The following is a 19017-nucleotide window of genomic DNA, read 5'->3' as shown; positions in this document are numbered from 1 at the left end:
TCAGGTAAGGAAGACTTGCGCGTTGCGCGGCTTGACGACCAGCGCCTCGCCGCCCTTCAGGTCAAGTTGGCGGAAGACCTCGGCGGGCAGCTCCACCTCGACCGGCTGGTCCGATCCCTGGCGGGTGAGTTCCAGGTAGGCGCTGGGGCCCGACAGATACGCGCGGTTGAAGGTGGTGACCAGGCCGATGTCGCCGTCGCTGTAGCGCTGCACGTCGAACTCGTGCGGCCGGATGTAGGCGGTGGCCTTGGCGTGCTGGGCGTCGGCCAGGTCGGGCGTGGGGATGGTCAGCCCGTCGGCGTGCAGCACGCCGGCATGGGCCTGGCCGTGGAACTGGTTGACGTCGCCCAGAAAGCCGTAGACGAAGGGCGTGGCGGGCCGCTCCCAGACCTCGGTGGGCGTACCCACCTGCTCGATGCGGCCGGAGTTCATCAGGACCACCCGGTCGGCCACTTCCAGCGCCTCTTCCTGGTCATGGGTCACGAACACGCTGGCCACGTGCAGTTCGTCGTGCAGGCGCCGCAGCCAGCGGCGCAGCTCCTTGCGCACCTTGGCGTCCAGCGCGCCGAACGGCTCATCCAGCAGCAGCACCCGCGGCTCCACGGCCAGCGCCCGCGCCAGCGCGATGCGCTGGCGCTGCCCGCCCGACAGCTGCGAGGGGTAGCGGTCGGCCAGCCAGTCGAGCTGGACCAGGTTCAGCAACTGGTGGACCTTGTCCTTGATCTGCGCCTCGGAAGGCCGCTGGCCGCGCGGCTTGACGCGCAGGCCGAAGGCCACGTTCTCGAACACGGTCATGTGGCGGAACAGCGCGTAGTGCTGGAACACGAAACCGACCTGGCGTTCGCGCACGTGCACGTCGGTGGCGTCCTCGCCCGAGAAATAGACGCTGCCTTCGTCGGGCGTCTCGAGTCCGGCGATGATGCGCAGCAAGGTCGTCTTGCCGCAGCCCGACGGCCCGAGCAGCGCGACCAGTTCGCCCGATTCGATGTGCAGGGACACATCCTTGAGGGCATGGAAGTTTCCGAAATGCTTGGAGAGATGACGAACTTCGATACTCATGTCTTTTACCTTTCCGGGACGGTCAGCCGGCCGCCTTCAGTTGCAGCGGCGCGGCGCCTGGAAATTCGGAGGGGAGCGCCAGGTCCTTGAGCTGCCGGCCGCCGCGCCACTCGACCACGCTCTTGAGAACCAGCGTGACCAAGGCCAGCAGCGCGAGCACCGAGGCAACCGCGAACGAGGCTTGATATGCATATTCGTTGTAGAGGATTTCCACGTGCAACGGAATGGTGTTGGTCAGGCCGCGGATATGGCCCGATACCACCGATACCGCGCCGAATTCTCCCATGGCCCGGGCATTGCAGAGAATCACGCCGTACAAGAGACCCCATTTGATGTTGGGCAGCGTCACGCGGCGGAACATCTGCCAGCCGGAGGCGCCCAGGGTAAGCGCCGCTTGTTCTTCCTCGCTGCCCTGGGCCTGCATCAGCGGAATCAGTTCGCGGGCGACAAAGGGAAAAGTCACGAACAGCGTGGCCAGCACCACGCCCGGGACGGCATAGACGACCTTCAGTTCGTTGGCGTTGAGCAGCGGCCCCAGCCAGCCGTGCGAGCCGAACAGCAGCACGTAGATCAACCCCGCGACCACCGGCGAGACCGAGAACGGCAGGTCGATCAGCGTGACCAGCGCCTGCTTGCCGCGGAACTGGAACTTGGTGATGGCCCACGCCGCCGCCACGCCCAGCGCCAGGTTCAGCGGCACGGCGATGGCCGCGACCAGCAGCGTCAGCCGGATCGCGGCCAGCGCGTCGGGCTCGATCAGGGCCTCGGCATACAGCTCCCAGCCTTTCTTCAACGCCTCGGAAAACACCACGGCCAGCGGCAGCAGCAGGAACAGCGCGAGAAAGCCCAGCGACGCCGCGAGCAGCAGGCGCCGCACCCAGGCGGGCTCATCGAGGTGGACGGGCCGGTTGGCGGTACTCATACGTTCTTTCCCAGGCCGCGCCGCGCCTGCCACCATTGCAACAGGTTGATGAACAGCAGCAGCACGAAGGACAGCAGCAACATGACCAGCGCGATAGAAGCCGCGCCGGCATAGTCGTACTGTTCGAGTTTGGTGATGATGAGCAGCGGCGTGATCTCGGACACCATGGGCATGTTGCCGGCGATGAACACCACCGACCCGTATTCGCCGACGGCGCGCGCGAAGGCCAGCGCGAAGCCGGTCAGCAAGGCGGGCAGGATCGTGGGCAGCAGGACTTTCAGGAAGGTCTGCAGCCGGCTGGCGCCCAGGCTGGCCGCGGCTTCCTCCAGCTCGCGCTCGGCATCCTCCAGCACCGGCTGCACCGTCCGGACCACGAACGGCAGGCCAATGAAGATCAGGGCCACGACCACGCCCAGCGGCGCATAGGCCACCTTGACGCCCAGCGGTTCCAGCCAGCGGCCCATCCATCCGTTCGAGGCGTACAACGCGGTCAGGGCGATGCCCGCCACCGCGGTCGGCAGCGCGAACGGCAGGTCCACCAGCGCGTCGACGACCTTCTTGCCCGGGAACTCGTAGCGCACCAATGTCCAGGCCACGGCCAGCCCCGCCACCAGGTTGACCAGCGCCGCCAGCAGCGCGGCGCCGAAGGTCAGCCGGTACGAGGCCAGCACGCGGGGCGCGGTCACCGCCGACCAGAACGTCTGCCAGTCCAGGGTCGCGCTCTTGAAGAACAAGGTGGACAGCGGGATCAGCACGATCAGGCTCAGGTAGAACACGGTGAAGCCCATGCTCAGCCCGAACCCGGGCAGCACGCCGAAGCGCTGCGCCCGCCTGGGCTTGGCCGGGGGCGGGTGCAGGATGCCGAGGGTGGAAACGGAGGCCTTCAACGCTTGCCCGGCTGGTAGAGCTGGTCGAACGTGCCGCCATCCGCGAAGTGGGTCTTCTGGGCCTTCTTCCAGCCGCCGAAAACACCATCGATCGTGATCAGGTTCACCTTGGGAAAGGCCGACGCGTATTTGGCGGCCACCTCGGGATTGCGGGGACGGTAGTAGTTCCTGGCGATGATCTCCTGCGCGTCCTTGGTGTACAGGTATTCCAGGTAGGCTTGCGCCGCCTGGCGCGTGCCCTTCTTGTCGACGTTCCTGTCGACCACGGCCACGGGCGGTTCGCACAGGATGGACAGCGAGGGCGCGACGATGTCGAACTTGTCCGGGCCCAGTTCCTTCAACGACAGCAGCGCCTCGTTCTCCCAGGCCAGCAGCACGTCGCCCTGGCCGCGCTCGACGAAGGTCGTGGTCGCGCCGCGGGCGCCGCTGTCCAGCACCGGCACGTGCTTGAACAGCTCGGCGATGAACTCGCGCGCCTTGGCTTCGCTGCCGCCCGGCTGCTTCAGCGCATAGGCCCAGGCCGCCAGGTAGTTCCAGCGGGCACCGCCCGAAGTCTTGGGGTTGGGCGTGATGACCGAGACGCCCGGCTTGATCAGGTCGCCCCAGTCCTTGATGCCCTTGGGATTGCCCTTGCGCACCAGGAACACGATGGTGGAGGTGTACGGCGAGCTGTTCTGCGGCAGCCGCTTCTGCCAGTCGGCCGGCAGCAGGTTGCCGCGCTCGTGCAGGGCGTCGATGTCGTAGGCCAGGGCCAGCGTGACCACGTCGGCGTCCAGGCCATCGATGACCGAGCGCGCCTGGGCGCCGGAGCCGCCATGGGACTGGCGGATGGTCAGGTCGACACCGGCCTTTTTCCTGTATTCGGCCGCGAAGGCCTTGTCCAGATCCTTGTACAGCTCCCGCGTCGGATCATAGGAGACATTCAGCAGGGTCTGCTTCTGCTGTGCCGCAACAGGCGACACGGCCGCCGCCATGGCCAGCACGGCAACACCCAGCGTCTTTCCCAGCAATCCGGCCATCCCAGGCTCCATTCCGTCTTTCGAGGAATGCATGGTCGTTCACAAGCCCCATGCTTGGGAACGACATCTTGGATGGTTACTTATTCCGCGGCGGTATAAACCCGTAGCGACACAGAACAAACGCGCCGTTATGCCCGGATGCGCATTAGATCATTTTCAAATTTTCGTTCTGATTTTTTTGTTTGCGACGCAACATGATTGATCGCCGCCGGCCCGCTGTCGCGCCGGCCCAAGCAGGAGAACCCTCGTGAATTTCCAGCAACTGCGCTCCGTCCGCGAAGCCTTGCGCCGCAATTTCAACCTGACCGAGGTCGCCAATACGCTGTACACCTCGCAGCCGGGCGTCAGCCGCCAGATACGCGAACTGGAGGACGAACTGGGCACGACGATCTTCGAACGCGCCGGCAAGCGCCTGACCGGGCTGACCGAGCCGGGCAAGGAGATCGTCACGATCATCGAGCGCCTGCTGCTCGAACAGGAGAACCTCAAACGCGCGGCCCAGGAGTTCGGCGCCCGCGACCAGGGCCGGCTGACCATCGCCACGACCCACACCCAGGCCCGCTACGCGTTGCCGGTGGTGGTGCAGGCGTTCCGGCGCAGCTTTCCCCAGGTCCACCTGAACCTGCAGCAGGGCTCGCCCCTGCACATCGCCGAATGGGTGGCCAGCGGCCAGGCCGACATCGGCATCGCCACCGAGGGCCTGCAGGCCGACGCCAGGCTATCGACCTTCGCCGGCTACCGGTGGAACCACGTCATCGTCGCGCCGCCGGGACATCCCATCCTGGCGCGCGATCGGCCGACGGTCGAGGAACTGGCCCGGCATCCGCTGATCACCTACGACACCGGCCTGACCGGCCGTTCGCACATCGACGAGGCTTTCGCGCGCGCCGGCATCGTGCCGGACATCGTGCTGACGGCGATGGACGCCGACGTCATCAAAACCTACGTGGCGGCGGGCCTGGGCATAGGCATCATCGCCGCCATGGCCTACGACAGCGAGGAAGACACCAAGCTGCGGTCGCTGGCGGCCGACCACCTGTTCGCGTCCAACATGACGCGCCTGGCGGTGCGCCGCGGCGCCTATCTGCGCAATTTCGCGATTGCCTTCATCGAGATGTTCGCACCGCACCTGGACCGCAACACGATCACCGCGCAGCAGGACGAGGACGCGGCCGTGACAGGCCAGCCCGAGCCCGCCGGAGCCTGATCAGTTCAGCGTGCCGCCCTTGCCGCCGGCGCTGAAGCGGCCCGCGCCGATCAGCGCGATGACGAGGCCCCCGCACAGGTAGAGCCCCTGGAGCTCCAGCGCCCAGGCGCCGTTCTTGGCCACGGAGAATATCTGGTTGGAGTGGGCCAGCGCGATGGCCACGACCATGTTGATGGCGACCAGAAAGCCGCCAAGCCGGCTGTAGATCCCCACGAGCAGCAGGATGGGAGCGACGATCTCGCCCACGTAGACGAAGTAGGCGAGGAAGGTAGGCAGCCCGTGCGAGGCGACCAGCCCCTTCACGAAACCGATGCCGCCGATGACCTTCGGAATGCCATGCATGAGCATGAGCACCCCTACGAACACGCGCAGCAGGAGTTTTCCGAGATCGTCGGCGGTCTGGAGCATGGAAGTCCTATCGGAGGGAAGCGAAGGCCCGCATTACAGCACATGTCCGTGACACGGGCACTTCCTCCCTCCCCGGACTTACTCCTTGTTGGGCTGGGGCGTGGTGCGCAGGTAGGGGCGCACGACCTTGTAGCCCTTGGGGAACTTTTGCTTGAGCACTTCGGGGTCCTGCAGCGACGGCACGATGATGACGTCTTCGCCGTCCTTCCAGTTCACCGGCGTCGCGACGCTGTAGTTATCGGTCAATTGCAGCGAATCGATCACGCGCAGGATCTCGTCGAAGTTGCGCCCCGTGCTGGCGGGATAGGTGATGATGAGCCTGACCTTCTTCGCCGGGTCGATCACGAAGACCGAGCGCACCGTGGCGGTGGCGCTGGCGTTCGGGTGGATCATGTCGTAGAGCGTGGAAACCTTGCGGTCGGCATCGGCCAGGATGGGGAAGTCCACCCGGGTGTTCTGCGTGTCGTTGATGTCGCCGATCCATTGCTGGTGGGAATCGACCGGGTCGACCGACAGCGCCAGCACCTTCACGTTGCGCTTGGCGAATTCCTGCGCGAGCTTGGCGGTATAGCCCAGTTCGGTCGTGCAGACCGGCGTGAAGTCCGCCGGGTGCGAGAACAGCACGCCCCAGCTGTCGCCGAGGTAGTCGTAGAAATGGATATGTCCCTTGGAGGAATCCTGTTCGAAATCGGGAGCGGTGTCGCCCAGACGCAATGCGGCCATGTCGGTCTCCTACGTTTCCAAATGAAGCATTCTGGCGTTCAGCCCGGGAAGCGGGAACAAATGTTTGCACATATCCATATAGCTTTCCACCATAAGAGAAAGGCGGATACTTATTTTTTCACATAAGGGCCCGCCTCCCGCCGGACCCCGCCATCCAAGCTGAGGTAATTAACAAACGCAAAATTCTTCGTTCCCAGTAATGAGCAGCGACGCCATCATGCGCTCATGCGACTGCAACCCTTGATCGTCCCAGGTTGGAACAACTCCGGCCCCGCCCATTGGCAGAGCCGGTGGGAGGCCTGTCTGCCGCGCGCGGTGCGCGTGCAGCAGAACGACTGGGCCTCGCCCGACCTGCATGCGTGGACCGCGACCCTGGCCTCCGCCATCGAGGCGGCCCAGCGGCCGCCGCTGCTGATCGCCCACAGCCTGGGCTGCATCACGATCTGCCACTTGCCGCTGCGCGTGCGCGAAAAGGTGGCGGGCGCCCTGCTGGTGGCGCCCGCCGACGTCGAGCGTGCGAACGCCCCGGCGCGGCTGCGCTCGTTCTGCCCCGTGCCGATGCAGACCTTGCCTTTCCAGAGCGTGGTGGTCGCCAGCACCAACGACCCGTATTGTTCGCTGGACCGTGCCCGCGAATTCGCCGAAGCCTGGGGCAGCCGCTTCGAGCAGCTCGACGACGCCGGCCACATCAATGCCGAATCGGGCTACGGTGAATGGCCGCAGGGCCTGAAGCTATTGGCGGCCCTGCGGCGCCGGTCGCATTGGCGCATCCCCGTCGCCCCCTGCCGCACGCCTCCGCTGCCGCCGTCGCAGGCGCCCGGCCACCACCGCCCTTCCCCCTGAGCGCCGCCGGCCGGCGGCCTTAGAATGCGTCGACCGGCATGGCCAGCGTGCTGGCGCCACCCTGCAATATCTCGCGGCGCAGCGCCTCGACCCGCGGCAGCAGGTGGGCGCAATAGAACTGTGCCCCCGCCAGCTTGGCCGGATAGAAGGTGTCGACGTCTCCCTTGGCGATCCGGCGCCGGCAGGCCAGCGCGGCGCGCGCCATCTGCCATCCGCCGTGCGTGAGCCCGGCCAGCATCAGATAGGGCACGCTGCCCGCGTAGACCTCGCGCACGTCGTCGCGGTAGCGCTCGACCACGAAGCGGACCACTTCCTCGTAGGCCTGGATGGCGTCGGCCAGTTGTCCGCGCAGCGCCGACAGTTCCGCGTCGCCGTCCAGCTCGGCCAGCGTCTCGCGCATGTGGCCGATGATGGCGGCCGCCACCGCGCCGCCGTCGCGCGCGGTCTTGCGCCCCACCAGGTCATTGGCCTGGATGGCGGTGGTGCCTTCGTAGATCGACAGGATGCGGGCATCGCGGTAGTACTGGGCGGCGCCCGTTTCCTCGATGAAGCCCATGCCGCCGTGCACCTGTATGCCCAGCGAGGCCACCTCCACCGCCATCTCGGTCGAGAAGCCCTTGACGATGGGCACCATGTATTCGTAGAAGGCCTGGTTGCGCGCGCGCATCTGGGCATCGGGATGCCTGTGCGCGAAATCGTGCGCCCCGGCGGCCACGTAGGCCACGGCGCGGGCCGCCTCGGTCAGCGTGCGCATGGTCAACAGCATCCGGCGCACGTCCGGGTGATGGACGATGGCCACGGGCCCCGTGGAACCCTCGACCGCCCGGCTCTGCACGCGGTCCTTGGCATAGGCCACGGCATGCTGGCTGGCGCGCTCGGCCACCGCGATGCCCTGCAAGCCGACCGCGAAGCGCGCGGCGTTCATCATGATGAACATGGTTTCCAGGCCGCGGTTGGGCTCGCCCACCAGGTAGCCGATGGCACCCGGACCGACCTCGCCCTTGTCCTCGCCATACAGCAGCACGGCCGTGGGGCTGGCCTTGATGCCCAGCTTGTGTTCGATCGAGGCGCACCAGACGTCGTTGCGCTTGCCCAGCGATCCGTCGTCGTTCACCAGGAACTTGGGCACCACGAACAGCGACAGGCCCTTGACACCCTCGGGCGCGTCGGCCAGCCGGGCCAGCACCATGTGCACGATGTTCCGTGCCATGTCGTGCTCGCCGTAGGTGATGAAGATCTTCTGCCCGTGCAGCCGGTAGCTGCCGTCGGGCTGCGCGACGGCGCGCGTGCGTACCAGCGACAGGTCCGACCCGGCCTGCGGTTCGGTCAGGTTCATGGTTCCGGTCCAGGAGCCATCGATCATCGAGGGGATGAAGCGCCGCTTCTGCTCCTCGGTCCCGGCCGTCAGCAGCACCTCGATGGCGCCGTCGGTCAGCAGCGGGCATAGCGCGAACGACAGGCAGGCGGCGTTCAGGTTTTCCATGCACGGGGTGGCGACCACCTTGGGCAGGCCCTGCCCCCCGAAGTCCACGGGATGCTGCAAGCCTTGCCAGCCCCCCTCGACGAAGCTGCGGAATGCCTGGGCGAATCCCGGCGAAGCGGTAACGGCGCCGTCGCACCAGACGGGCGGCTGGAGATCGCCGTCGCGGTTGAGCGGCGCGATCGCGTCCTGCAGCAGGCGCGCGTTCTCGTCCAGGATCGCATCGACGACTTCCTGGCCGGCGTCCTCGCTACCGGGTAATTGATGAACCTTGTCCAGGCCGGCCAATTCGCTCAGCACGAATCGGATGTCCCGCAGTGGAGCCACGTAAGCCATGCAAACCTCCGGTCAGTTGGGCACCGAGGGCCGTGCGGCGGCAAGACCGGCGGCCCGGCCCTGTTCGGGTGCGCCGCCGCCCCCCAAGGGCGCGGCGGCGTTCGCGCTTACAGCGCTTTCGTAAGCTCGGGCACGGCGGTGAACAGGTCCGCCACCAGCCCGTAGTCGGCCACGCCGAAGATCGGCGCCTCGGCGTCCTTGTTGATCGCCACGATCACCTTCGAGTCCTTCATGCCCGCCAGGTGCTGGATCGCGCCGGAGATCCCCACCGCCACGTACAGCTGCGGCGCGACGATCTTGCCGGTCTGGCCCACCTGCCAGTCGTTGGGCGCGTAGCCCGCGTCGACCGCGGCGCGCGAAGCGCCCATGGCCGCGCCCAGCTTGTCCGCCAGCGGCTCGAGCAACTTGAAGTTCTCGGCGCTGCCCATCCCGCGTCCGCCCGACACCACGGCCTTGGCCGCGGTCAGCTCCGGACGGTCGCTCTTGGCGACCTCGCGCCCCACGAACGAGGACTTGCCGCCGTCGCCCACGGCGGACAGGCTTTCCACCGGCGCCGAACCGCCCGCGGCCGCGGCCGCGTCGAAGGCCGTCGTGCGCACGGTGATCACCTTGACGGCATCGACCGATTGCACCGTGGCGATCGCGTTGCCCGCGTAGATCGGACGCTCGAACGTATCGGCCGACTCGATGCCGATGATGTCCGAGATCTGCGCCACGTCCAGCTTGGCCGCCACGCGCGGCGCCACGTTCTTGCCATACGCCGTGGCCGGGAACAGGATATGGCTGTAGCCCTGGGCCACCGCCAGCACCTGCGCCGCCACGTTCTCGGCCAGGCCGTCGGCCAGCGAAGCGCCGTCGGCCGACAGCACCTTGGCCACGCCCGCCACCTGCGAGGCAGCCTGCGCCGCCGCGCCCACCCCCGCGCCCGCGACCAGCACGTGCACGTCGCCGCCCAGGCGCTGCGCCGCCGTGATCGTGTTCAGCGTCGCCGCGCGCAGATGCGCATTGTCATGTTCCGCTATGACCAGTATCGCCATCTTCACACCACCTTCGCTTCATTCTTGAGTTTGCCCACCAACTCGGCCACGTCCGCCACCTTCACCCCGGCCTTGCGCGCCGGCGGCTCGGCCACCTTCAGCGTCTTGAGCCGCGGCGCCACGTCCACGCCCAGGTCTTCCGGCTTGACGGTTTCCAGCGACTTCTTCTTGGCCTTCATGATGTTGGGCAGCGTCACGTAGCGCGGCTCGTTCAGCCGCAGGTCCGTGGTCACGATGGCCGGCAGCGACAGCGCCACCGTTTCCAGGCCGCCGTCCACCTCGCGCGTCACCGTCGCCTTGCCGTCGGCCACCTCGACCTTGCTCGCGAAGGTCGCCTGCGGCCAATCCAGCAGCGCGGCCAGCATCTGGCCCGTCTGGTTCGCATCGTCGTCGATCGCCTGCTTGCCCAGGATCACCAGCTGCGGCTGCTCCTTGTCGACCAGCGCCTTCAGCAGCTTGGCCACCGCCAGCGGCTGGAGCTCCTCCTGCGTCTCGACCAGGATGGCCCGGTCGGCGCCGATCGCCATCGCCGTGCGCAGCGTCTCCTGGCACTGGGCGACGCCGCACGACACGGCCAGGACCTCGGTGGCCACGCCCTTCTCCTTCAGGCGCGTCGCCTCTTCCACGGCGATCTCGTCGAACGGATTCATCGACATCTTCACGTTGGCGATGTCCACGCCCGTCTGGTCCGACTTCACCCGGACCTTCACGTTGTAGTCCACCACTCGCTTGACTGGCACTAACACCTTCATTGTTTGCGACCTCGTTGTAGATAAACCGGCTACGCCTGGGTAACGGGCACGGGGGAGCACGGAGTACCGGGCCCACTCGCGCCACGGTCGCCCCACCACAGGGAAACCTGTCGATTATAGGTAATCGACATTTTCCTCTCCCGGGCTTGGAATACGGGTAAATACGGACGCAGGCGAATATTCGTGCCTGCGTAACGACCGCGCGCGCACGGGGCTCAGATCCCCGCCAGCGCGCGTATGTGGGCCGTGGCGCTGCGCCCCAGCGCCGACAGGTTGTAACCGCCCTCGAGACTGCTGACGACCTTCGCCCCGTGGCGCCCGGCCAGCGCCACGAGTTGCCCGGTAATCCAGGCGAAGTCCGATTCGACCAGCCCCATGCTCCCAAGATCGTCCTCGCGGTGCGCATCGAAGCCCGCCGACACCAGCACGAGCTGGGGCCGGAACTGCTCCAGCCGGGGCAGCCACCGGGCCGACACCAGTTCGCGTATCGCCGCGCCCTCGGTATAGGCGGGCACGGGCTCGTTCAGCATGTTGCCGGCCCAGGGCGCGGTGCCGCTGAACGGATAGAACGGATGCTGGAAGAAACCGCACATCAGCACGCGTTCGTCGCCGGCCAGCGCGGCCTCGGTGCCGTTGCCGTGGTGCACGTCGAAATCCACCACCGCGACGCGCGTCAATCCGTGGTGCGCGATGGCGTGGCGCACGGCGATCGCCACGTTGTTCAGGAAGCAGAAGCCCATGGCCTGGTCGGGGCAGGCATGATGACCGGGCGGCCGCACCGCGCAGAACGCCGACTCGCCCTCGCCCGCCAGCACGGCATCGACGGCCGCGATCGCGGCGCCCGCCGCGTGCAGGGCCGCCGTGTAGGTATGGGGATTCATGCAGGTATCGGGATCGAGTTCGACGTAGCCGTGGACCGGCGAGCGCTCGACCAGCGATTCCAGGTATTCGGAGGTATGCACGCGCAGCAGCGCTTCCTGCGTGGCCCGCGGCGCTTCGCGCTCGATCAGGTGCGCCGCCACGCCCGAAGCGAGCAACTGGTCGGATATCGCGTCCAGCCGAGCCGGGCACTCGGGATGCCCTTCGCCCATCTCGTGCTGCCTGCACGACGGGTGCGTGAAGTAAAGCGTAGCCATGGACTCCATTATGCGCCCGACTTGCATCGCGGCCGAACAGCCGGCAGCATCACGCTATCGATATCGCTTTTCCGGAAATCTTACGCGTGAATTCCACACCCCGTTTTCCGACCGGGTCGCGTAGCGGCCCGATCGCCGCCGCCCTGGCCGCGCTGGCCCTGTGGGGCTGCGCCTCGCATCCGCCCCCGGCCGCGGCGCCCATGCAGGGCGTTCCGGCCGCGCCCGACATGCAGGCCGCTCCGCGCGCCGCCACCCCGGCCGCGCCACCTGCGGCGCCGGCTCCAACCGCCCCGGTGGCCGTCCCGGTTCCCGTGCCCGCGCCCTCCAGCCCCCAGTCGGCCGCCGAGGCGCGGCGCGCCTTCGTGGCCGACATGGCCGGCCGGGGCCTGGACGCCGCCCGGGTCGGCGCCCTGCTCGACCAGGCGAAATATTCGGAAACCGTCGCGCGGCTCGTGCTGCCGCCCTCGTCGCCCACCGTCCGCAGCTGGCCCCGGTACCGCGCGCGCTTCATCGAAAGCCGCCGCATCAAGGAAGGCGTCGCGTTCCAGGAGGAACACGCGCAGGACCTGGCGCGGGCCGAGGCTCGCTACGGCGTCCCCGCCTCCATCATCGTCAGCGTCATCGGCGTCGAAACCTTCTATGGCCGGGTCACCGGCAACTTCCGCATCATCGACGCGCTGGCGACGCTGGCCTTCAACTATCCGGCCCAGGCGCGCAGCGACCGCAGCGCGTTCTTCCGCGAACAACTGGCGCAGTTCCTGATCTGGTGCCAGGAAGCCGGCGCCGATCCGCTGGCCGTGAAGGGTTCGTACGCGGGCGCGATGGGCCTGCCGCAGTTCATGCCCGGCAGCTTGCGCCAGTTCGCCGTGGACGGCAATGGCGATGGCCGCATCGACTTGCTGGCCAGTCCCGCCGACGCCATCGCCTCGGTGGCCAACTTCCTGGTCGAACATGGATGGCAGCGCGGCCAGCCGGTGTTCCTGCCGGTCCGGCTACCGGGCGACCCGGCCGCGCTGGTCGATGGCGGGCTCAAGCCCACGCTCGACTGGCCCCGGTTGCAGGCCGCCGGCGCGCGAGCGCCCAAGGTGGCGGGGATGTCGGACGCCTGGATGCAATGGCCGCTGGCCGTCATCGACCTGTATGACGGCGCGACGGGCACGACCGAATACCGCGTCGCCGCGCCCAACTTCTTCGCCCTGACCGAATACAACCGGAGCTACTTCTACGCCACCTCGGTCACCGACCTGGCCGTGGAACTGGAACGGCGCAACCGGGTGGCGAGCCGGGTCAGTCAGTTGAACACGCCGGTGGACAAGTAGCGGTCGCCACGGTCGCAGACGATGAAAACGATGGTGGCGTTGCTGACGGTCTCGGCCACGCGCAGCGCCGCCACCAGGGCACCGGCGGACGAGATGCCGCCGAAGATGCCTTCTTCGGCGGCCAGCCGGCGGGCCATGTCCTCGGCCTCGGCTTGCGTGACGGATTCCTGGCTGTCCACCGCCGACGGGTCGTAGATCTTGGGCAGATAGGCCTCGGGCCACTTGCGGATGCCGGGGATCTGCGAGCCTTCGGCGGGCTGCGCGCCCACCACCTGGACCGCCGGATTACGGCTCTTCAAATAACGCGAGACGCCCACGATGGTTCCCGTCGTACCCATGGCGCTGACGAAATGCGTGACCTGTCCATCGGTGTCGCGCCAGATTTCCGGCCCGGTGGTCTCGACGTGGGCCAGCGGATTGTCGGGATTGGCGAACTGGTCGAGTACCCTGCCTTTGCCTTCCGCCTGCATCCGCAAGGCCAGGTCGCGGGCGTATTCCATGCCCCCCTGCGAAGCCGGCGTCAGGATCAGCTCGGCCCCGTAGGCGGTCATGGCCGCGCGGCGCTCGAGCGACAGATTGTCCGGCATGATCAGGATCATGCGGTAGCCGCGTATGGCCGCCACCAGCGCCAGGGCGATTCCGGTGTTTCCGCTGGTTGCCTCGATCAGGGTATCGCCCGGCTTGATCTCGCCCCGGGCCTCGGCCCGGGCGATCATGGACAGGGCCGGGCGATCCTTGACCGAACCGGCCGGATTCGTGCCTTCCAGCTTCGCGAGGATGACGTTGCCGCGCGCGGCATTTCCTTCTCCGGGAATCCGCTGGAGCCGGACCAGAGGCGTGTTGCCGATGGTCTGTTCGATGGTGGGGTAGCTTCTCATGCGCCCCATCATAATCCAGCCGACCCGGTTTAGTTCCCTTTCCCCTTACTGCCTGGAGGCATATTGACCAGGATGGCCGGCCCCTCGCGGCCGGCCGGGCCGAGGGACAATCCGGCGGCCCGCAGCCCGTGGAGCCGCTTCGTGCCGAGCCCGCGCACGCGCCCGGCCAGGTCGTCGAACGACGAGAACGGACCGCCCCGGCGGCGCTCCTGGACGATGCGGGCGGCGGTCCGGGGTCCGATGCCGCGTACGGCTTCCAGTTGGGCCGGCGTGGCGGTGTTCGCGTCCACGCCGGCGGCATGGGTACCACCGAGCGTGGCCAATCCGAGGCCGGCGGCGACCGCCAGCCGTCCCGCGCAAAGCCGGGCGCCGCGCAGGCGATAGGGTCTGGAGTCGGGCTCGGCGCGCGTGGGATCGAGAAAGGGATTCATGGCTAGGCTCCGTTGAGAGTTGCCGGCGACCGGTCCGGCCGCCGCGACACCGTCCGGCGTCACCGCAAGCTTGCTCCTGGAGCCTCCCGGAAAGCGGGCGCGTACCGTCCGCTGTCCAAGGGGGAAAATGCGTAGGAAAACCGGGGCGTCCCTACTTCGACATGCCGCGCAGTTCCCGGATGTACTCGGAAACGCCGGTCTGCACGTCCCGCATCGGCGCGGTGAAACCGGCCGCGCGCAACTGCGTGGTGTCGGCCTGGGTGTAGCTCTGGTAGCGGCCCTTGAGGTCCTCGGGGAACTCGATGTAGCGCAGCAGCCCCTGCGCCGCCAGGTCGGCCAGCGCCAGGGGCGCCTCGCCGCGCTCCTCGCGCAGCGTGTTGACCACCGCGGCCGCCACGTCGTTGAAAGGCTGGGCCCGGCCGGTGCCGCAGTTGTAGACGCCCGACACCGGACGCCCCAGGAAATGCAGGTTCACTTCCACGACGTCATGGACCGAGATGAAGTCCCGCTGCTGCTGTCCGTCGCCATAGCCGTCCCAGCCGCCAAACAGGCGCACGTGGCCTTCCTTCAGGAACTGGTTCATGTTGTGGAAGGCGACCGAGGCCATCCTGCCCTTGTGCTGCTCGCGCGGGCCATAGACGTTGAAATAGCGCAGCCCCACCACCGGCGCGGTCAGCGCGCCCAGGCGGCGGCGCAGCACCTGATCGAACAGGAACTTGGAATAGCCGTAGACGTTCAGCGGCTTCTCGTTGCGCAGGTCCTCGGCATAGACCGGGCCCGCGCCGTACACGGCGGCCGACGAGGCATACAGGAAGGGAATCCGTTCGCGCTGGGCATACTCGAAAAGCTCCAGCGTGACGCGGTAGTTGTTGTCCATCATGTACTGGCCGTTGCGTTCGGTCGTGTCCGAGCACGCGCCCTGGTGCAGGATGGCGTCCACCTTGGGCAGGGATCCGTCCGCCACGCGGCGGCGGAAATCGTTCTTGTCCAGGTAGTCGGCGATCTCGCCGTCGACCAGGTTCACGAACTTGTCGCCTTCGAGCAAATCGTCGACCGCGATGATGTCGCGCTCGCCGCGGGCGTTCAGGCCCTTGACCAGATTGCTGCCGATGAAGCCGGCGGCTCCCGTTACGATGATCATGGCAAATTCCTCAATCTAGATCGCCAGGCCGGCACGCAATTCGTCCGGCGTCACGATCGATGTCCCCAGCTTGCCGACGACGATGCCGCCCGCCAGGTTGGCCCACCTCATGGCCGCATGCAGATCCAGCCCCGCCGCGCGCATGACGGCGAGCGTGGCGATCACGGTATCGCCGGCGCCCGACACGTCGAATACCTCGCGCGCCAGTGCCTCGACGTGGTCACGCCCCTCGGCCGTGAAAAGCGTCATGCCCAGTTCGGAACGCGTCACCAGCAAGGCCTCCAGGTCCAGCGCCTGGCGCAGGTGCTGGGCACGTTCGGCCAGTTGCGCCTCGTCGCGCCAGCGGCCCACGGCCTCGCGCATCTCGGACTGGTTGGGCGTGACCAGCGTGGCGCCGCGATAGCGGCCGTAGTCGTCGCCCTTGGGATCGACCAGCACGACGCAGCCGCGCGCGCGCGCCAGCGCGATCAGGTCCTGCACCTGGTCCAGCACGCCCTTGGCGTAGTCGGACAGCACGATCACGTCGTGGTCGGCGATGTGCACCGCCACCCGCGCCGCCAGGTCGGCCAGCACGCCCGGCGAAGGCGGCTGCTCGAAGTCCACGCGCAGCAGTTGCTGCTGGCGTCCCAGCACGCGCATCTTCATCGTGGTCGGCACCGACGGATCCGCGACCAGATCCGCGTGCACGCCCTCGTCCTCGCACAGCCGCGCGATGGCGCGCCCCGAATCGTCGTCGCCCACCACGCCCACCAGCGTCACGTGCGCCCCCAGCGTCGCCGCGTTGCGCGCCACGTTCGCCGCCCCGCCCAGCCGGTCCTCGCTGCGCGACACATGCACCACCGGCACCGGCGCCTCGGGAGAAATGCGATGCACCTCGCCGAACCAATACCGGTCCAGCATCACATCCCCCACCACCAACACCCGCGCCGCCGCGCGCTGCCCATCCGAGGGAAACACCCCCAACGCCGACGCGCTCATGCCTTGCTCCCCAACGGCAAACCAACACTGCCACACCCTAAGACGTCACACAACTCCAGGATGCGGTGGATCCGGCTCCGCCGGTCCGCCAGCGTCGCCCCCGGGACCCGGCGCCGGGCCGCCCCAAGGCGGGTCCCGGCCCCCCTGGGGGGCTGCCGCGTAGCGGCTGGGGGCTCACCATACTGGGCGCGCGTCAGCGCGCAGGGGGGGGCATCATCCTTATACAGCATCAAGTTCTTCCAATCGTTTGGGCGCATAGGTTTCCCAGGCGTTGCAGCCCGGACATTGCCAATGGAACCGCTTGGCCTTGAAACCGCACGCCTGGCAGGCGTAGCGATCCAGGCGCTGCGTATGCTTGTGTATCAGGCTGCGCATCAGCACGGCATCGTCCGCGGGCGTCCACGGCGAGGCGGCATCGGCCTGCGGGTTGTTCAACGTCACCACGTTCGCGGCCGCCTGCTGGCCCGGCTCGACCTGCGCCGCCTTGTCGCCCGCTACCTGCGCTTCCAGCAACCGGTCCAGCCCCAGCAGCGACGGATTGCGCTGCAAGGCCCCACGCGCGAAGTTCCAGGCCTGCGCCAGGCCGCGCTGCCGGCGCAGCGCCTGGAAGATGGCGTCGAACAGGTCCAGCGAGGGATGGCGCATGTAGTGCGCCTCGAGCTTCTCCAGCCCTTCGTTGGCCGTACCGCGCGCCTCGTGATTGGCAAGGAACTGCTCGGCCACCAGGCCCGCGTATTCGGGATGCGCGGACAGCACGGACTCCAGGTGCAGGCGCTGCGCCCGCAAGTCGCCTTCGCGACTGGCCAGGTCGGCCCGCATCATGGCGACGCGCACGTGGGGGGCCGTGCCGCCGCCCCGCTGGGCCTGGACCGAGGCATGCGTGGCCGCGTCCAGCGCCGCATGGGCCGCGTCGGTGTTGCCGGCGGCCAGGGCGGCCGCGGCTTCCTCGCAATGGAAATGCACGGCCTGCGGCACCGGTTCGTCGATCAGCCCTTGCAGGGCCTGCACGGCCTGGATGGCATGCGGCCAGTCGCGCTCGGTCTCGTGGATGCGGATCAGCGCGCGCAGCGCGTCGGGCGCGAATCGCGTTCCCTTCAACTGGTCGAAGGCCGCCTCGGCCCGGTCCAGCATGCCGGCGCGCAGATAGTCCTGCGCCAGCTCGTGCAAGGCCTGTTCACGCTGGTTGTCAGGCAGATCGGCGCGCTGCAGCAGGTTCTGATGCACCCGTATGGCACGCTCGATCTCGCCCCGGCGCCGGAACAGGCTGCCCAGGGCGAAGTGCAACTCGGTGGTCTCGGGATCGAGCTTGGCCACTTCGATGAAGGCATCGATGGCGCGATCGTGCTGCTCGTTCAGCAGGAAATTCAGTCCACGAAAATAGGAATCGGGCACGCTGCGATGTTCGGACAACATCTGCCGGATATCCACGCGCGCGGCTACCCAGCCCAGTCCGAACAACAAGGGTATGGCAATCAGCCACCAGGGTTCGAAATCCACATCGCTCCCTTACAACGGGGTCACGGGCAGGATGACGTCGGGCGACGGCGGCGCATCCGCGGACGACCCGCCCTTCGCCACGGCCCGGGTCTGGTCCAGCTCGCGCCGCAGCGAGGCGATCTCGCGGCGGCGGCGCATCACGCCCGGCACGGTCAGCAACAGGCCGAACACCGCGCCGACCACGAAACTGGCCAGCATGACCACGATCAGCGGCACTTCGCTGATCAGGTGATCGGCGAAGAAATACACGTTCACCCGGTCGGTATTCTTGAGCGCGAACAGCAGGACGACCACGAATATGACCAGTCTCAGCGCCCAGACGAGATATCGCATGGTTTGCTCCAGGTGAGGAAAAAACAAATTGTATCGCCCCCCTACGCGCTTCGCGCCCTCCCGGGCGGCGATGCGGGGAGACTGGCGATTCTAACTACTTGCACTGCTGCCAGGTAACTGGAAGCCGGCTCCCGGAAAAAGAAAACCCCGGCAGCCGGAGACTGTCGGGGTTGTTCGGGCTTGCTGCGACCGGAGGTCCGGCCGAGTCAGTTCCCGGAAGGCTTTTGCACGGGGGCGTCGACCCGCTCGCGCAACTCCTTGCCGGCCTTGAAGTGCGGGACCCGTTTTTCGGGAACCAGCACCTTTTCACCGGACTTGGGATTGCGCCCGATACGCGGCGGACGTTTGGACAACGAAAAACTGCCGAAACCACGGATCTCGATGCGCTGCCCTTCCGAGAGGGACTGAGCCATCGCATCGAGGATGGTCTTGACGGCGTAATCGGCGTCCTTGGCGACCAGCTGCGGATACCGGGCGGCCAATCGGGCGATCAACTCGGACTTCGTCATTGAGTTCATGAAACCTCTTAGAACGCCGTACCGGGCTATACCGGACTACCAGGTAACTCCCCCCTGGGCACAGCGGATCCGGCTTTGCCGGTCCCGCCAGTGCCGCCGGGGCGCGCGTGAGC

The 19017-nt window shown here is 67.5% G+C and carries 20 protein-coding genes; 3 read left to right on the top strand and 17 right to left on the bottom strand.

Annotated elements, in window-relative coordinates:
* The 4 genes from EGT29_RS08860 to EGT29_RS08845 are packed head-to-tail and all read right to left on the bottom strand — an operon-like array spanning position 1 to position 3842.
* The gene (locus tag EGT29_RS08860) at positions 1–1059 is read right to left on the bottom strand and encodes a sulfate/molybdate ABC transporter ATP-binding protein (RefSeq protein WP_124688676.1); all 1059 of its coding nucleotides are present in this window, start codon (positions 1057–1059) and stop codon (positions 1–3) included.
* Positions 1060–1081: 22 nt separating this feature from the next.
* A complete protein-coding gene (gene cysW, locus EGT29_RS08855; RefSeq protein WP_124688675.1) occupies positions 1082–1981 on the bottom strand; it encodes a sulfate ABC transporter permease subunit CysW in 900 nt (299 codons plus the stop codon).
* Positions 1978–2841, bottom strand: coding sequence for a sulfate ABC transporter permease subunit CysT (gene cysT / locus EGT29_RS08850; protein ID WP_238160434.1), 864 nt, complete (start codon positions 2839–2841; stop codon positions 1978–1980). The genes cysW and cysT overlap by 4 nt, the downstream gene beginning before the upstream one ends.
* A 23-nt stretch (positions 2842–2864) precedes the next feature.
* Positions 2865–3842: a sulfate ABC transporter substrate-binding protein gene (locus EGT29_RS08845; RefSeq protein WP_238160433.1), complete on the bottom strand. Its 978-nt coding sequence runs from the start codon at positions 3840–3842 to the stop codon at positions 2865–2867.
* Positions 3843–4134: 292 nt separating this feature from the next.
* Here EGT29_RS08845 and EGT29_RS08840 point away from each other — a divergent pair, with 292 nt between their 5' ends.
* Entirely contained in the window at positions 4135–5094 is a 960-nt protein-coding gene (locus tag EGT29_RS08840) for a CysB family HTH-type transcriptional regulator (RefSeq protein WP_124688672.1), read from the top strand.
* On the opposite strand, the gene EGT29_RS08835 is transcribed toward EGT29_RS08840, so the two are convergent.
* Entirely contained in the window at positions 5095–5502 is a 408-nt protein-coding gene (locus EGT29_RS08835; RefSeq protein ID WP_124688671.1) for a DoxX family protein, read from the bottom strand. It lies immediately after the preceding gene.
* Between the two features lie 78 nt (positions 5503–5580).
* Positions 5581–6225, bottom strand: coding sequence for a peroxiredoxin (locus EGT29_RS08830; protein ID WP_124688670.1), 645 nt, complete (start codon positions 6223–6225; stop codon positions 5581–5583).
* A gap of 225 nt (positions 6226–6450) precedes the next feature.
* On the opposite strand from EGT29_RS08830, the gene EGT29_RS08825 reads away from it, so the two are divergent.
* Positions 6451–7068 carry an alpha/beta hydrolase gene (locus EGT29_RS08825; RefSeq protein WP_124688669.1) on the top strand — a complete coding sequence of 206 codons (618 nt, stop codon included), beginning with the start codon at positions 6451–6453 and terminating at the stop codon, positions 7066–7068.
* A 19-nt stretch (positions 7069–7087) separates the two neighbouring features.
* On the opposite strand, the gene EGT29_RS08820 is transcribed toward EGT29_RS08825, so the two are convergent.
* The 4 genes from EGT29_RS08820 to EGT29_RS08805 all read right to left on the bottom strand — a co-directional run bounded on the left by EGT29_RS08820 (position 7088) and on the right by EGT29_RS08805 (position 11809).
* Positions 7088–8884: an acyl-CoA dehydrogenase gene (locus EGT29_RS08820; RefSeq protein ID WP_124688668.1), complete on the bottom strand. Its 1797-nt coding sequence runs from the start codon at positions 8882–8884 to the stop codon at positions 7088–7090.
* A 107-nt stretch (positions 8885–8991) separates the two neighbouring features.
* Positions 8992–9921 (bottom strand): electron transfer flavoprotein subunit alpha/FixB family protein, encoded by a 930-nt coding sequence (locus EGT29_RS08815; protein ID WP_124688667.1) that lies wholly within the window; start codon positions 9919–9921, stop codon positions 8992–8994.
* Positions 9922–9923: 2 nt separating this feature from the next.
* Positions 9924–10673 carry an electron transfer flavoprotein subunit beta/FixA family protein gene (locus EGT29_RS08810; RefSeq protein ID WP_124688666.1) on the bottom strand — a complete coding sequence of 250 codons (750 nt, stop codon included), beginning with the start codon at positions 10671–10673 and terminating at the stop codon, positions 9924–9926.
* A 215-nt stretch (positions 10674–10888) separates the two neighbouring features.
* The gene (locus tag EGT29_RS08805; RefSeq protein WP_124688665.1) at positions 10889–11809 is read right to left on the bottom strand and encodes a histone deacetylase family protein; all 921 of its coding nucleotides are present in this window, start codon (positions 11807–11809) and stop codon (positions 10889–10891) included.
* Between the two features lie 86 nt (positions 11810–11895).
* Between EGT29_RS08805 and mltB the strand changes: the two genes are divergently transcribed.
* Positions 11896–13128 (top strand): lytic murein transglycosylase B, encoded by a 1233-nt coding sequence (mltB, locus tag EGT29_RS08800; protein WP_238160329.1) that lies wholly within the window; start codon positions 11896–11898, stop codon positions 13126–13128.
* Here mltB and cysM read toward each other — a convergent pair.
* The 7 genes from cysM to EGT29_RS08765 all read right to left on the bottom strand — a co-directional run bounded on the left by cysM (position 13101) and on the right by EGT29_RS08765 (position 18895).
* The gene (gene cysM, locus EGT29_RS08795) at positions 13101–14006 is read right to left on the bottom strand and encodes a cysteine synthase CysM (protein ID WP_124688664.1); all 906 of its coding nucleotides are present in this window, start codon (positions 14004–14006) and stop codon (positions 13101–13103) included. The two genes, mltB and cysM, sit on opposite strands and share 28 nt — an antisense overlap.
* 29 nt (positions 14007–14035) lie before the next feature.
* Complete coding sequence (locus EGT29_RS08790; protein ID WP_124688663.1) at positions 14036–14437, bottom strand: helix-hairpin-helix domain-containing protein; 402 nt, start codon at positions 14435–14437, stop codon at positions 14036–14038.
* A 151-nt stretch (positions 14438–14588) separates the two neighbouring features.
* Positions 14589–15578 carry an ADP-glyceromanno-heptose 6-epimerase gene (gene rfaD, locus EGT29_RS08785; protein WP_124688662.1) on the bottom strand — a complete coding sequence of 330 codons (990 nt, stop codon included), beginning with the start codon at positions 15576–15578 and terminating at the stop codon, positions 14589–14591.
* A gap of 15 nt (positions 15579–15593) precedes the next feature.
* Positions 15594–16556, bottom strand: coding sequence for a D-glycero-beta-D-manno-heptose-7-phosphate kinase (rfaE1, locus tag EGT29_RS08780; protein WP_161567748.1), 963 nt, complete (start codon positions 16554–16556; stop codon positions 15594–15596).
* Positions 16557–16775: 219 nt separating this feature from the next.
* The gene (lapB, locus tag EGT29_RS08775) at positions 16776–18053 is read right to left on the bottom strand and encodes a lipopolysaccharide assembly protein LapB (protein ID WP_124688661.1); all 1278 of its coding nucleotides are present in this window, start codon (positions 18051–18053) and stop codon (positions 16776–16778) included.
* A 9-nt stretch (positions 18054–18062) separates the two neighbouring features.
* On the bottom strand, positions 18063–18386 hold the full coding sequence (locus EGT29_RS08770; protein ID WP_124688660.1) for a lipopolysaccharide assembly LapA domain-containing protein: 324 nt from the start codon (positions 18384–18386) through the stop codon (positions 18063–18065).
* A gap of 206 nt (positions 18387–18592) precedes the next feature.
* On the bottom strand, positions 18593–18895 hold the full coding sequence (locus tag EGT29_RS08765) for an integration host factor subunit beta (protein ID WP_124688659.1): 303 nt from the start codon (positions 18893–18895) through the stop codon (positions 18593–18595).
* Between the last annotated feature and the right edge of the window lie 122 nt (positions 18896–19017).

This window comes from Pigmentiphaga sp. H8 (assembly GCF_003854895.1).
GTDB lineage: Bacteria > Pseudomonadota > Gammaproteobacteria > Burkholderiales > Burkholderiaceae_B > Pigmentiphaga.
This window is presented reverse-complemented; position numbering and strand designations above follow the sequence as displayed.